This is a genomic window from Hamadaea sp. NPDC050747 (assembly GCF_040654195.1).
GTDB lineage: Bacteria > Actinomycetota > Actinomycetes > Mycobacteriales > Micromonosporaceae > Hamadaea.
This window is the reverse complement of record NZ_JBFAHM010000015.1, coordinates 11321-24841: the sequence shown is the minus strand read 5'-3', so window position 1 is coordinate 24841 and position 13521 is coordinate 11321. Positions and strand designations below refer to the sequence as shown.

Sequence of the window (13521 nt, the reverse complement as noted above, 5' to 3'; positions counted from 1 at the left end):
CCAGCGGGTGCGGCTAGGCCGGTGGCACGAGGCGGTAGCCGACGCCGCGGATGGTCAGGATCATTTTCGGGTCGTGCTGGTCGTCCCCGAGCCGTTGACGCAGCCGCTGCACATGCACGGTGACAGTGTTGGAGTTCTGGACGCCGCCCCACACCGCGTCGTGGATCTGTTCGCGGGTCACCACCTTGTCGGCGTTGGACATCAGCAGTTGCAGCAGCCGCAGCTCCCGCATCGGGATGCGTACGGGTTGCCCGCGTAGCTGCACGGTGAGGCTGCCGGGGTCGAGTTGCAGTTCGCCGACCTGCAGCAGGGGTCCTTCGGCAGGCATGGGGCGTAAGGCGAGCAGCATCGGCAGCAGTTCGCCGATGCGGTAGGGCCGGGCGACGCAGGCGGCAGCACCGGCGGCGAGGGCTTCGGCCGCGGCCGGGCCGTCGCCGTCGGACACGCCGAGCACGACCGGGATGCCGGTCCGCGACGCGAGCGTACGCACGAACGCGGCGCCGCCGATGGTGGGCAGCGCGGTCGCGGCGAGGACCGCGTCCGGGTGCTCGGCACCGGCGATGAGCAGGGCCTCAGCCCCGTCCGAGCAGGTGATCGCGCGAATGGCGTGATCACCCAGCTCGTCTGCGACCCGGGAGGCGACCTCCGGATCGGGATCAGCGACCAGCAGCACGACCACAGGTCACCCGAAGCGACCGGTGATGTAGTCCTCGGTCCGCTTCTCTCCCGGGTTGGTGAAGATCTTGGAGGTGACGTCGTACTCGATGAGGCGGCCCGGGTCGCCGGTCTGCGAGATCGAGAAGAACGCGGTGCGGTCGCTGACGCGGGCGGCCTGCTGCATGTTGTGGGTGACGATGATGATCGTGTAGTCGTTCTTCAGCTCGAAGATGAGGTCTTCGATGGCGCCGGTGGAGATCGGGTCGAGCGCGGAGCACGGCTCGTCCATGAGGACGACCTGCGGTTCGACGGCGATCGTCCGGGCGATGCACAGGCGCTGCTGCTGACCGCCGGACAGGCCTGCGCCCGGCTTGTTGAGCCGGTTCTTGACCTCGTCCCACAGGTTGGCGTGCTTGAGCGCCTTCTCGCAGGCGTCGTCGAGGGCGTTCTTCTTGCGCAGGCCGTTCAGGCGCAGCCCGGCGACCACGTTGTCGTAGATCGACATGGTGGGGAACGGGTTGGGGCGCTGGAACACCATGCCGATCGAGCGGCGTACCGCGGTGACGTCGACGGCCCGGTCGTAGATGTCCTGGCCGTCCATGGTGAGCCGGCCTTCGACCCGGGCGCCGGGCAGCACCTCGTGCATGCGGTTGATCGATCGCAGGAAGGTCGACTTGCCGCAGCCCGACGGGCCGATGAGGGCGGTGACCGATCGGGGCTCGATGGTCATCGTGATGTCCTCGATGGCCTTGAACTGTCCGTAGTACGCGGTCACCCCGACCGCTTCGATGCGCTTCGCCATTGTCCTTTTCCTTCGAGTCCTCGTCGGCGCGCTCAGCGCTCGAGCTTGCTACGGCGGGCCAGCAGCTTCGCCGCGATGGTCAGGGCGAGTACGAGACCGACCAGGGTCAGGGCGGCGGCCCAGGCTCGGGCGGGTGCGTACTTGCTGGCCGAGCCGGCCTGGTCCCAGATGTAGATCGCCAGCGACGACTGGTTGCCGACGAACGGGTTCATGTTGATCGAGTTGAAGCCGCCCGCGACGAGCAGGACCGGGGCGGTTTCGCCGCAGGCTCGGGCGATGGCCAGCATGACGCCGGTGACGATGCCGGGCAGCGCGGTCGGCAGGACGACCCGCATGATCGTCTTCCATTTCGGGATGCCCAGGGCATAGGAGCCTTCGCGGAGCGCGTCGGGCACCAGGCGCAGCATCTCCTCGGTCGAGCGGGTGATCGTCGGCAGCATCAGCACGCTGAGCGCCAGCGAGGCGGCGAGCCCGGAGTAGCCCGGCTTGCCGTCCGGGCTGTACAGCGGGTACACCACGTACACCCAGAAGGCCAGGACGAACAGACCGGCCACGATGGACGGGATGCCGGTCATGACGTCGACGAAGAACCGGATCGCGGCGGCCAGCCGGCCCCGGCCGTACTCGACGATGTAGATGGCGGCGCCGACGCCGAGCGGCACGGTGATCAGGGTGGCGATGCCGGCCTGCTCCAGGGTGCCGATGATCGCGTGGTACGCGCCGCCGTTGGCGTCGAAGGCGGTGATGCCGTTCATCGAGTGGCCGAAGAAGTCGCCGTCCAGCCGCTCGACGCCCTTGTTGACCAGCGTCCACGCCACCGACACCAGGGGCAGCAGGGCGAGGATGAACGCGGAGTAGATCAGGGAGCTGGCCAGCCGGTTGCGGGCCGCCCGGCCGCCCTCGACCTGCCGGGCCGCCAGCCACAGCAGGAGCAGGTACAGCACGACGGACGCGATCGCGGTCAGCACGATGCCGCCGCCGAGCAGGCCGCCGGCGTACACGATGAGGTAGCTGAGCAGCACGGAGCCGGCGGCGACCGCCCAGGGCGCCCACTTCGGGAGCCGGCGGGCCCGCAGGCCCGTGACCGGCGCGGACAGGGTGGTCATAGCGCGCTCCGGAACTCACGACGGCGGTAGATGATCGCGCGGGCGATCATGTTGACGACGAGGGTGATCGTGAACAGCACCAGGCCGGAGGCGATCAGTGCGCCCCGGCCGGTGTCGCCCGCCTCGCCGAAACGGTTGGCGATGTTGGCCGCGATCGAGTTGCCGCCGACGCCGATGATGTCGAACGACACGTTGAAGGCCGCGCTCAACGTCATCGCCAGGGCGATGGTCTCGCCGAGCGCGCGGCCCAGGCCGAGCATGACCGAGGCGATGATGCCGGGGCGCCCGTAGGGCAGCACCGCGGTGCGGATCATCTCCCACTTGGTCGCGCCGAGGGCCAGCGCGGCTTCCTCGTTCATCTTCGGCGTCTGGCTGAAGACTTCGCGCGACAGCGAGGTGACGATCGGCAGGACCATGATGGCCAGCACGATCGAGCCGAGCAGCGGCGATTTGCCGTAGGGGCCTTCGCTGGCGAAGAACGGCAGGAAGCCCAGGTACTTGTGCAGCCATTCGGACAGGTCGCTGACGGGACCGGCCAGGTATTCGCGGCCCCACAGGCCGAAGACGATGCTGGGCACGGCGGCGAGCAGGTCGATGAGGAAGCCCAGGGCGGTGGCGACGCGCCGCGGCGCGTAGTGCGACAGGCACAGCGCGATGCCGAGCGCGATCGGCACGGCGATCAGCAGCGCGATCGCGGCGGTGACGATGGTGCCCCAGGCCAGCGCGGCGATGCCGAACACCGACGGCGTGCTGTCGGGGAACCAGGTCTTCTCGGTGAGGAAGTTGACGGTGTCCGTCCGGATCGCCGGGATCGCCTTGGCGATCAGGAAGATCGCGATCGCGGCGATGATGACGAGCACCATGAGGCCGGAGCCGGTGGACAGCGAGCGGAAGACGCCCTCACCGCCCCCGAACCGGCGACGGCGGCCCAGGTTCACCGCGGCGGTGTCCCGCGCGCCGGACACGCGGTGGCTGGTGACCGCGGCCTTCTCGGGCGGACCCGGCTGCGGATCTTGCTGATCCTGCCGGTGCGAGCCCAGGGTTGGAGGGTTCATAGTCGTTCGTCTCATCACTCTCGGGTGGCGCCTGACGAGGGTGTCGGTTCGTGGGCGGTCCTGCTACGCGGTGTGCCCGGCGGGAGGTGTGAGGAGACCTCCCGCCGGGCGGTGGTGCGGTGGTGCGTCAGCTCAGAGCGGCGATCGAGGCCTGGACCTTGGTCTGGACCTCGGTCGGCAGGGCCGCGTAGCCCAGCTGGGTGAGCTTGGTCTGGCCGTCGCCGGCGGCGTACTTGAGGAAGGACTTCAGCAGCGTGACCTTGTCGGCGGCGGTGCCCTTCTCGCAGACGATCTCGTAGGTCACCAGGACGATCGGGTACGCGCCCGCGGTCTTGGTGTTGTAGTCGATCGACAGCTTGAGGTCGTTGCCGGTGCCCTTGACCTCGGCTCCGGCGATGGTCTTGCCGGCCGACTCGCTGGTCAGCGCGGTGTACTCGCCGGCGGCGTTCTTGATCTTCGCCTTGTTCAGGCCGTTGGCCTCGGCGAAGGACCACTCGACGTAGCCGATGGCGCCGTCCTTGCTCTTGACAGCGGCGCTCACGCCGTCCGAGCCCTTCTCACCCTGGCCGCCCGGGGCCTTCCACTCCTTGGCGTTGGAGTAGGTCCACACGTCGGCGGCGGCCTTGGACAGGTACTTGGTGAAGTTGTCGGTGGTGCCCGACGACTCGTTGCGGTGCACCGCCAGGATCTTGGTGGCCGGCAGGGTCGCCGACGGGTTGTCCGCCTTGATCTCCGCCGCGTTCCAGGTGGTGATCTTGCCGGCGAAGATGCCCGCCAGGGTGGCGGGGCTCAGCTGGATGTCGCTCACACCCTGGACGTTGGTGACGATCGCGATCGGGCCGATCACCAACGGCAGGTGGATCGCCTTGCCGGTCGCGCAGCGCGCGTCGGCCTTCGGCTGCTCCTCGTCCTTGAGGGCCGAGTCGCTGCCCGCGAAGTCGGCCAGGCCACCGGTGAACGCGGTGATGCCCGCGCCGGAGCTGGTGCCCTGGTAGTCGACGGTCGCGCCGGAGCACTTGGCCTGGTAGTCCTTGACCCACTGCTCCATGGCGTTCTTCTGCGCCGAGGAGCCCTGGGCGGTGAGCTTGCCCGTGGCGCAGTCGCCAGAAGCGGACGAAGAGGTGTTGCTCGGAGTGCCCGAGTTGTTGTCACTGCCACATGCCGCAAGCGCGAGCGTCGCGGTCAGCATGACACCGGCGAGGATGCCGTGCCGCTTGAGCTTCACGTCTGTCCCTTTCGAGGGGTTGCCGACCGCACTCCGCCGAGGTGGGGCGGGGACCGGCCGGAGTTCTTTGATTTCCGACTGCGGTCAACGTAGGCGCGGCAGGTAGCCGGTCACCCCGACATGGGTGAACGAAGGGTGAACAGGTGAACGGCCGAAGGTGACATGACCAGCGGAAATTAGTCCGTTTTGTTCACGTCAAGCGATGCATGCCCGCTTGTGAGCGTTCCCGGGCCGGAGGAGGATCAGAGGGAGGAAGGCCGTGTGGCGGTAGACGACCATGGTCGCGGTCAGGCGCAATGGGTTCGCGGCGGCACTGTTCGTGCTGCTGACGATGGCGGCTCTCGTCACGTCAGCCGCGGCTGCACGTGCTGCGCCGAGCCCAGCCGACAGTGTGCTGGTAACCCGGGTCGACGGTGCCATCACGCCCGTTGTCGCCGGCCACCTCGCCGACGCGGTGCACCAGGCCGAGCGCGGCGACTATCAGGCGCTGATAGTGGAGATCGACACCCCCGGCGGCCTCGACACCTCGATGCGCGAGGTCGTCCAGGCATTCCTGGGCGCGCACGTGCCGGTGGTCGTCTACGTCTCCCCGTCGGGCGCCCGAGCGGCCTCGGCCGGGGCGATCATCACGTTCTCGGCGAACATCGCCGCCATGGCCCCCGGCACCACCATCGGGGCCGCGACCCCGATCGACGCCCAGACCGGCGAAAAGGCCTCCGACAAGGTGATCAACGACGCGGCGGCGTACGCCGAGTCGATCGCGACGCAGCGGGGCCGGGATGTCGATTTCGCCGTCGACACCGTCCGGGAGGGCCGGGCGGAGCCGGCGACCGAAGCGCTGAAACTCGGCGCGATCGACCTCATCGCGACCGATCAGGCCGATCTGCTGAACAAACTCCACGGCCGGACGGTGACCGTGGCCGGCGGCGAGACGAGGACCCTGCACACCGCCGACGCGACCACGGTCGAGAGCACCATGAGCCTCACCCGCAAGCTCCTGCAGCTCTTGGCCGACCCCAACCTGGCCTTCCTCTTCCTCTCCCTCGGCACGCTCGCGCTCATCTACGAGTTCGCGTACCCGGGACACGCGGTCAGCGGCATCACGGGCGTCATTCTGCTGATCCTCGGCTTCTTCGCGTTGAGTGTCCTGCCGGTCTCGGTCGCCGGGCTGGCCTTGCTGCTCCTCGCGGCCGCTTTGTTCGCCGCTGAGCTGTACGCCCCCGGCGTCGGCGTGTTCGCTGTGGGCGGCACGATATCGCTCGCGCTGGCCGGGGCATTCCTTTTCGAGGGTTCGGTCCGGGTCGATCCGCTGGTGTTCCTCCCCACCGCCGTCGTGATCGGGCTCGGCTCCCTGCTCGCGGGCCGGCTGACCTGGCGCGCCCGGCGAGCTCCCCCCGTCACCGGCGCGTCCGCGATGGTCGGGGCGACGGCGACGGTGGCCGCGCAAGGAGACGTCTTCCTGGAGGGGACGTGGTGGGCCGTCACCCCGGCCGGCAAACCGGCGGGCGATGAGCCCTTACCGGCCGGCCAGCCCGTCCGGGTGGTCGCCGTGGACGGCTTGACGCTCGTCGTGGAACCGCTCGGTTCCGTGGAGCAGCCCGGGCCAACCGAGTCGCGAGGCTCTGTCACAGAGGAGAAGCCCGATGTCTGATGCGCTCATTCCCTGGATCATCGCCCTGGCTGTGGTACTGATCCTCTTCTTCGCCGCGGTCAAGGTCTATCCGGAGTACGACCGAGGGGTGATCTTCCGGCTGGGCCGGGTCATCGGCGTCAAAGGCCCGGGATTGTTCTTCATCATCCCGATCGTCGACCGGGTCGTCCGAGTGTCGCTGCGCATCGTCGTCAAGGAGATCCCGCCGCAGGACGTCATCACCCGGGACAACGTGACGGTCCGGGTCAACGCCGTCACCTACTTTTACGTGATCGATCCGGTGCGGTCCGTCGTGGCGATCGAGAACTTCGTGGACGCCACCTTCCAGATCGCCCAGACCACGTTGCGGAGCATCCTGGGCCAGGTCGACCTCGACGAGCTGCTCACCAAGCGCGACGAGATCAACCAGCGCCTGCGGCGGATCGTCGACGACGTGACCGAACCGTGGGGTGTGAAGGTCACCCTCGTCGAGATCAAGGACGTCGAACTGCCCGACACCCTGCGCCGGGCGATGGCCATCCAAGCCGAGGCGGAAAGGGAACGTCGCGGCAAGGTCATCCACGCCCAGGGCGAGTACCAGGCCGCCGCAGACCTTGCCCGGGCGGCTGAACTGCTCGGCGCCCACCCTGCCGCCCTGCAGCTGCGCATCCTCGGCACCATGGTCGAGGTCAGCGCCGAACGAAACTCGACCTTGATCTTCCCCGTGCCGATGGAGCTCCTGCGGCTGGCCGACGCGGTATACCGACCACCGGAGGCCGACGGCACCGGACCCGGCACCGCGTCCGGAGCCTAGAAATGCCGGGGTGTCACGCATCGCCAGGACGGCGGCCGCAGCGGCGAAGCCGACGTCTGCACGGTGACCACCCGGCACGGCGTACGCACGTAGAGCCGTCCCGGCAGCGGACCGGTCAGCACGATGCCGCCGAGGTCGGGCTCGAAGCGCAGATCGTCGACCAGCATCCCGCGGATGCCCTCGGGGTCGTCGACCTCCCAGTCTGCGACCTGATGAAACAGGAAGCGGACGGGGAAACGCAGCCGCCGCGAACCCAGGTAACCGGCTCGGTTGCCGGTCACGGCCAACTCCGTACCCAGGTCGCAGAGGGTGGTCAGGTCCAGGAAGGCGTCGTCGAGCCAGGGCTCGATACGATCGATCTTGACCACCACGGCGAGCGTGCGATCCCCCACACCGGTCATCTTCCCAAGACAAGGCCGTCGATTTGGCGTTTTCCGGATGCGTACCCCGTTCGGCTGGGGCAAGCTGAGCGGCATGACCGCCCGCACGCTCGTGCTCCTGCGCCATGCCAAGGCCGATCGCCCCACCGGGATCGCCGACACCGACCGGCCCCTGACCGATCGAGGTCACGCCGACGCCGCCGCGGCCGGAGCCTGGCTGCTGGCCAGCGGACACGTTCCCGACCTGGTGCTCTGCTCGCCGGCGAGACGGACGCGGCAGACCTGGCACTCGGTGGCGATCGCGCTGGGCGGCGCGGGCGCGCCGAAGGTGCAGTACGAACGGGAACTGTATGACGGTGAAGTCGCCGACGCCCTCGACCTCATCGCGACGGCCGCCAAGGAGCCCGGCAACCACACCATCCTGCTGATCGGGCACAACCCGACGATCTCCCAGCTGTCCGCCGTGCTGGACCAGGCCGGGCAGGCCGACTCCGACGGGCTGCGTACCAGCGGGATCGCGGTGCACGAGCTGCCCGAGGAATGGCGGGCCGGGGTGACGGCCCCGCTGAAGGGGACTCACACCGCCCGCGCCGACTGACGACCGGCGCCGGCTGCGCATGATCTTTGCGTCGGCTGCGCATGATCATTGCGCCCGGCTGCGCATGATCATTGCGTCAGCCAAGTCGTTTCAGCGGACATTTCGCCGCCGGAAACCGCTTGGCCGGCGCAACGATCATGAACGCCTGAGCTGCCTTCAGGGCAGCGTCCACAGTGTGACCAGGGCGAATCGAGGCGATGGGCGCGTTCGATTCATCCGGAGGAAACGCACGCGTCGACTGTTCCCCACTGGACTCACCCGCGGTGTCGCTTTAGATTCTGAAAGTTACCCCCGCGTCCACTGGAGGACCCCCCGTGCGCACAAGACGCGCCCTGCTCAGCCGCGCCGCGGCCGGAGCGGCCATAGCGCTGAGCCTGGCCGTGATCCCGGCCCCGGCTCAGGCGGCCACCCCCACCGACCTGTTCCTCTCGGAATACGTCGAGGGCAGTTCGAACAACAAGGCCCTCGAATTCTTCAACGGCACAGGATCGGCGATCGACCTGGCCGCCGGCGCGTACAACGTGCAGATCTACTTCAACGGCGCGACGACCGCCGGCGCGACGATCAACCTTACCGGCACGGTGGCTAACGGCGACGTGTTCGTCCTGGCCGCCGCCTCAGCGTCGGCGACGATCCTCGCGACCGCCGACCAGACCACCACCGCGTCGCTCTACAACGGAGACGACGCGATCGTCCTGCGTAAGGGCACGACCGTGGTGGACTCGATCGGCCAGATCGGCGTCGACCCCGGCACCGAGTGGGGCACCGGCCTGACCAGCACGGCCGACAACACGCTGCGGCGCAACGCGACCGTCGTCGCCGGTGACGTCGACCCCGGCGACGCGTTCGACCCGGCCGCCCAGTGGACCGGCTACGCCACCGACACCTTCGACGGGCTCGGGGCGCACGCCGTGGACGGCAGCGGCGACCAGCCCGCGACGCTGTCCTGCGGCGGGACGCTCACCGTCAGCCAGGGCCAGGGCGGGGAACGGGTCGTCACCGCCGTGGACGCCGACGACCAGATCACCGACCTGGCCGTCGCCGTGAACCCCACGCCGGCCGCCGGCAGCGTTGTGCGTACAAGTCTGACCCCGGCCAGTGAGGTCGGCGGCAGCGCGAGCGCCACGATCACGGTGAGCAGCGACGTGCCCGCGGGTTCCTACGCGGTGACCGTGACCTCGACCGACGCGAGCGGGACCACCGCGACCTGCACGTTCACCGTCACCGTGACCAAGGTGTACACCGTGGGCGAGATCCAGGGCTCGACCGGCGACGCGGAGAACCCGCGCACGGACCGTTCGCCCTTCGCCCCGGCCAGCGGAAACGGCACGAGCTCGACGCTCTACGACATCCGAGGCGTGATCACGCAGCGCACCCTCGCGCGGACGTCGGCCGGCGCCGACCAGAACGGGTTCTTCCTGCAGTCGCGCAAGACCGACACCGACGGCGACGACACCAGCTCCGACGGCATCTTCGTGTTCATGGGCTCGTTCACCTCGCTGATCGGCGGCTACGTCCCGGTCGTGGGGGACGAGGTCGTGATCCGCGCGCGCGTCTCCGAGTACTTCTTCATGACCCAGCTCAGCTCGGCCTCGCTGGTCAGCAAGATCGTCTCCGGGGTCGACGTCCGCGACCAGGTCGCGGTCACCGACGCCAGGCCGCCCGCCGACTCGGCCGCCGCCGACCGCTTCTGGGAGCGGCACGAGAGCGAGCAGCTGCGCGTACGCGCCGGGAGCGCCGTCACCGGGGCGCGCGACGTCTTCCGGTCCACCATGGACTCCGAGATCTGGCTGATCGACCGGGACGACCCGCTGATGTCGCGGGCGGACCCGTACACCCGCCGGGTCTACCGGGACGCGCACCCGATGGACAACGACCCGCTGCACTTCTTCGACGACGGCAACGGCAACCGGATCCTCGTCGGCAGCCTCGGCGTGAAGTACGCCGCCCACGACAACACGACGCTGGTGCCCCCGGCGAGCGACTTCGACCTCGTGCAGTCCGACGCGGTCGGCGGGCTGATGTACAACTTCGAGAAGTACTCCATCCAGCCCGACGCGATCGCGTTCACCGACGGCCCGGACCCGGCGGGTCTGGCCGCGCCGCGGGCGGCCGACCGGGACGAGGAGTTCGCGGTCGCCACCTACAACGTGGAGAACCTCTACGACTACCGCGACGACCCGTTCGACGGCTGTGACTTCACCGGAAACTCCGGCTGCCCCGGGGTCAGCCCGCCGTTCGACTACGTCCCCGAGTCGCAGGCCGCGTACGAGCACCACCTGTCGGGCCTGGCCGCGCAGATCACGGGTGACCTGCACTCCCCCGACCTGCTGCTCATCCAGGAGGCCGAGGACCAGGACATCTGCTCGATCACTGACGGCGCGCTGACGTGCGGCGACACGAACAACGCCGACGGCAAGCCGGACACCCTGCAGGACCTCGCGCTCGCGATCGCCGCAGCGGGCGGCCCTGCTTACGACACCGCGTACGACCGGAACGGGGCCGACGCGCGCGGTATCACCTCGGCGTTCCTCTACCGCACCGACCGGCTGTCGCTGGCGGCTCCGGCGTCGGTGCTGACGTCCACGCCGGGCGTGGTCTACCGCGCTCCGGATCTGGCGTACAACGCCGACACGTCCAACCCGAAGGCGCTGAACGCACAGCTGCCGTCGGACGTGGACACCTCGACGGGCGTGGACGGCTCGAACGTCTACACCCGGGCGCCGCAGGTGGCTCGATTCACCGTCGCCGCGCGGCCTTCGTCCACTCCGTCGTCGGCTGAGGGCTTCACGTTGTGGGCGGTCAGCAACCACTACTCGTCCACCCCGGACGCCCGGGTCGGCCAGCGGGCCGAGCAGGCCGCGTACGGGGCGGCGATCGTGCAGGCCATCCAGGCCGACGACCCGGCGGCCCGGGTCGTCTACGGCGGCGATCTGAACGTCTTCCCGCGCCCGGACGACCCGATCGCGACGTCGGACTCCGACACCCCGTCGGACCAGCTGAAGGCGCTCTACGACGCCGGGCTCTACAACCTGTGGGAGGTGCTGGCGGCGGACGTGCCGGCGTCGGCGTACTCGTACGAATTCGAAGGACAGGCGCAGACCCTCGATCACCTGTGGGTCACCGGTCCGCTCTACGACGACCTGATCCAGATGCGGGCGGCGCACGTCAACGCCGGGTACCCGGTCGACTTCGACGGTGACGGCGCGCACGGGGTCAGCGACCACGACCCGCAGGTGGCGCTGTTCGCGTCGCGGGCCCGGCTGACCGTCGCCGACGTGACGATCACCGAAGGCACCGGGACCGGCAGCGACCGTACGCCGATGACGTTCACCGTCCAGCTCAGCCGGCCGCTGTCGCAGCCACTGCCGCTGTGCGCGGTGGCGTACGGGATCACCGCGTCGCCGTCCAACGACTTCGACCCGGTGCTGTCGTGTTCGGTCGTGGCCGCCGGTCAGACGACGTGGACGGTGACCGTGCCGGTCGTGGCGGACAAGCGCAAGGAAGGCACGGAGAAGCTCGGTCTGTTCGTGACCGGGCTGCCCTCGGTCGTCTACACCGACTCGGTGGCCGTGGGCACCATCCGCGACGACGACTGAGTCTGCGCTCGTCACGCTGCTTTTGTGCGCTGGATCAGGGATCTCGGTCGAATCTTGGGTCAAGATTCGACCGAGATCCCTGATCTGTTTGTGAGCCCTCCGTAGGCAGATGACAGTTCCGTCATCAGTTCGTCCTTTCAGGACGGTCTGAGCCGATCTCGCTGCGGATTCCGTCGCCCCCCGCATGCGACGACCACACAGCGCCGACCTCCCCCGATTGGGCCGGATGGCCAGGCCCGCTGACGGCTCGGAGGGCAGCTACCGCGACAAGGCATCAGCCGAACGGGCCACCCCGATGATCACTCTGTACAGGGCATCCGACCGACGGATATGAATCCGTCATCCCCCAACTCACGGAGGCCCTGTATGCGCATTATGCGTACGGCGCTGGCGTCGCTGTTCACCGCGGCGATCGCCTGTGCACTCTCCCCATCCGCTCAAGCGGCGCCCTCCCCGGTCGCCCTCGACCACCGGTCGGCCAAGGTCTGCGCCGCCGCCGCTCCCGGCACGGCGACCTGCCACGCCTGGGTGCGTACCGACGTCACCCCGGCCGCGGTGCCGGCCGGTTACGGGCCGAGCGACCTGCGGTCCGCGTACAACCTGACCGGCTCGGGCTCGTCCAGCCAGACGATCGCCATCGTCGACGCGTACGACGACCCGACCGCCGAGGCTGACCTGGCCACCTACCGGTCGACCTACGGCCTGCCGGCGTGCACCACGGCCAACGGCTGCTTCAAGAAGGTCGACCAGACCGGCGGCACCAGCTACCCGCGCCGTAACACCGGCTGGGCCCAGGAGATCTCGCTGGACCTGGACATGGCCTCCGCGATCTGCCCGAACTGCAAGATCCTGCTCGTCGAGGCGAAGACCAACTCGTTCGCCAACCTCGGCACCGCGGTGAACTACGCCGCCACGCACGCGACCGTCGTCAGCAACAGCTGGGGCGGCGGCGACGCGGCCGACTCGACGTACGGGTCGTACTTCAACCACCCGGGCGTTCCGATCACGGCCAGCTCCGGTGACAACGGCTACGGCGCGTCCTACCCGGCCACGTCGCAGTACGTCACCGCGGTCGGCGGCACCCACCTCGTCATGAGCGGCGGCGTACGCAGCTCGGAGACGGTGTGGAGCGGAGCCGGCTCGGGCTGCTCGGCGTACAACACCGCATTGTCGGCGCAGTCCACCTTCAACACCGGGTGCGCCAAGCGGGCCGAGGCCGACGTCTCGGCGGTCGCCGACCCGAACACCGGCGTCTCGGTCATGTACAACGGCTCCTGGTACATCTTCGGCGGCACCAGCGTCTCCGCCCCGATCATCGCCAGCGTCTACGCCCTGGCCGGCAACGGCACGAGCACGACGCCGAACTACCCGTACCAGCACGCGGGCAGCGCGAACTTCTTCGACGTCACCTCCGGCAGCAACGGCAGCTGCCCGACGTCGCAGTGGTGCAACGCCCGTGCCGGCTGGGACGGCCCGACCGGCGTCGGCACGCCGAACGGTGTCGGCGGCTTCTAAGTCCTCACTCCTCCCCAGGCGGGGGGGGGGGGGGCCCCCCGCCCCCCCCCCCCCCCCCCCCCGCGCCCCAAACAGCCGAGCATAACAATCAACCTGTAGGACACAACACCCAGGGTCGCCAACAACCCCCTACAAGAGCG

11 protein-coding genes are annotated in these 13521 nt (G+C 69.2%); 5 read left to right on the top strand and 6 right to left on the bottom strand.

Features of this window, described 5'->3' with window-relative positions:
* Window positions 1-13 precede the first annotated feature (13 nt).
* The 5 genes from AB0H43_RS31705 to pstS all read right to left on the bottom strand — a co-directional run bounded on the left by AB0H43_RS31705 (window position 14) and on the right by pstS (window position 4845).
* The gene (locus AB0H43_RS31705; RefSeq protein WP_360005387.1) at window positions 14-673 is read right to left on the bottom strand and encodes a response regulator transcription factor; all 660 of its coding nucleotides are present in this window, start codon (window positions 671-673) and stop codon (window positions 14-16) included.
* Window positions 674-682: 9 nt separating this feature from the next.
* Window positions 683-1459, bottom strand: a complete 777-nt coding sequence (gene pstB / locus AB0H43_RS31700; protein ID WP_360005385.1) for a phosphate ABC transporter ATP-binding protein PstB — start codon at window positions 1457-1459, stop codon at window positions 683-685.
* A gap of 32 nt (window positions 1460-1491) precedes the next feature.
* Window positions 1492-2565 carry a phosphate ABC transporter permease PstA gene (gene pstA, locus AB0H43_RS31695; RefSeq protein ID WP_360005383.1) on the bottom strand — a complete coding sequence of 358 codons (1074 nt, stop codon included), beginning with the start codon at window positions 2563-2565 and terminating at the stop codon, window positions 1492-1494.
* Window positions 2562-3620: a phosphate ABC transporter permease subunit PstC gene (gene pstC, locus AB0H43_RS31690; RefSeq protein ID WP_360005381.1), complete on the bottom strand. Its 1059-nt coding sequence runs from the start codon at window positions 3618-3620 to the stop codon at window positions 2562-2564. Before pstC ends, pstA begins: the two co-directional genes overlap by 4 nt.
* 127 nt (window positions 3621-3747) lie before the next feature.
* Complete coding sequence (pstS, locus tag AB0H43_RS31685; protein WP_360005379.1) at window positions 3748-4845, bottom strand: phosphate ABC transporter substrate-binding protein PstS; 1098 nt, start codon at window positions 4843-4845, stop codon at window positions 3748-3750.
* A gap of 277 nt (window positions 4846-5122) precedes the next feature.
* Between pstS and AB0H43_RS31680 the strand changes: the two genes are divergently transcribed.
* Window positions 5123-6496, top strand: coding sequence for an NfeD family protein (locus tag AB0H43_RS31680; protein ID WP_360005377.1), 1374 nt, complete (start codon window positions 5123-5125; stop codon window positions 6494-6496).
* Window positions 6489-7289: an SPFH domain-containing protein gene (locus AB0H43_RS31675; RefSeq protein WP_360005375.1), complete on the top strand. Its 801-nt coding sequence runs from the start codon at window positions 6489-6491 to the stop codon at window positions 7287-7289. Before AB0H43_RS31680 ends, AB0H43_RS31675 begins: the two co-directional genes overlap by 8 nt.
* Here AB0H43_RS31675 and AB0H43_RS31670 read toward each other — a convergent pair.
* Window positions 7286-7681, bottom strand: coding sequence for a hypothetical protein (locus AB0H43_RS31670; protein WP_360005373.1), 396 nt, complete (start codon window positions 7679-7681; stop codon window positions 7286-7288). The two genes, AB0H43_RS31675 and AB0H43_RS31670, sit on opposite strands and share 4 nt — an antisense overlap.
* Before the next feature lie 46 nt (window positions 7682-7727).
* Between AB0H43_RS31670 and AB0H43_RS31665 the strand changes: the two genes are divergently transcribed.
* The 3 genes from AB0H43_RS31665 to AB0H43_RS31655 all read left to right on the top strand — a co-directional run bounded on the left by AB0H43_RS31665 (window position 7728) and on the right by AB0H43_RS31655 (window position 13381).
* On the top strand, window positions 7728-8267 hold the full coding sequence (locus tag AB0H43_RS31665) for a histidine phosphatase family protein (RefSeq protein WP_360005371.1): 540 nt from the start codon (window positions 7728-7730) through the stop codon (window positions 8265-8267).
* A 362-nt stretch (window positions 8268-8629) separates the two neighbouring features.
* A complete protein-coding gene (locus AB0H43_RS31660) occupies window positions 8630-11866 on the top strand; it encodes a lamin tail domain-containing protein (RefSeq protein WP_360005683.1) in 3237 nt (1078 codons plus the stop codon).
* 366 nt (window positions 11867-12232) lie between these two features.
* Window positions 12233-13381 (top strand): S53 family peptidase, encoded by a 1149-nt coding sequence (locus AB0H43_RS31655; RefSeq protein ID WP_360005370.1) that lies wholly within the window; start codon window positions 12233-12235, stop codon window positions 13379-13381.
* Window positions 13382-13521 lie beyond the last annotated feature (140 nt).

Bases quoted from the DNA above. Each gene is read 5' to 3' on its own strand.
- pstB (WP_360005385.1), bottom strand. From the start codon at position 1,459: ATGGCGAAGCGCATCGAAGCGGTCGGGGTGACCGCGTACTACGGACAG.
- pstA (WP_360005383.1), bottom strand. From the start codon at position 2,565: ATGACCACCCTGTCCGCGCCGGTCACGGGCCTGCGGGCCCGCCGGCTC.
- pstC (WP_360005381.1), bottom strand. From the start codon at position 3,620: ATGAACCCTCCAACCCTGGGCTCGCACCGGCAGGATCAGCAAGATCCG.
- AB0H43_RS31680 (WP_360005377.1), top strand. From the start codon at position 5,123: ATGGTCGCGGTCAGGCGCAATGGGTTCGCGGCGGCACTGTTCGTGCTG.
- AB0H43_RS31675 (WP_360005375.1), top strand. From the start codon at position 6,489: ATGTCTGATGCGCTCATTCCCTGGATCATCGCCCTGGCTGTGGTACTG.
- AB0H43_RS31665 (WP_360005371.1), top strand. From the start codon at position 7,728: ATGCGTACCCCGTTCGGCTGGGGCAAGCTGAGCGGCATGACCGCCCGC.
- AB0H43_RS31655 (WP_360005370.1), top strand. From the start codon at position 12,233: ATGCGCATTATGCGTACGGCGCTGGCGTCGCTGTTCACCGCGGCGATC.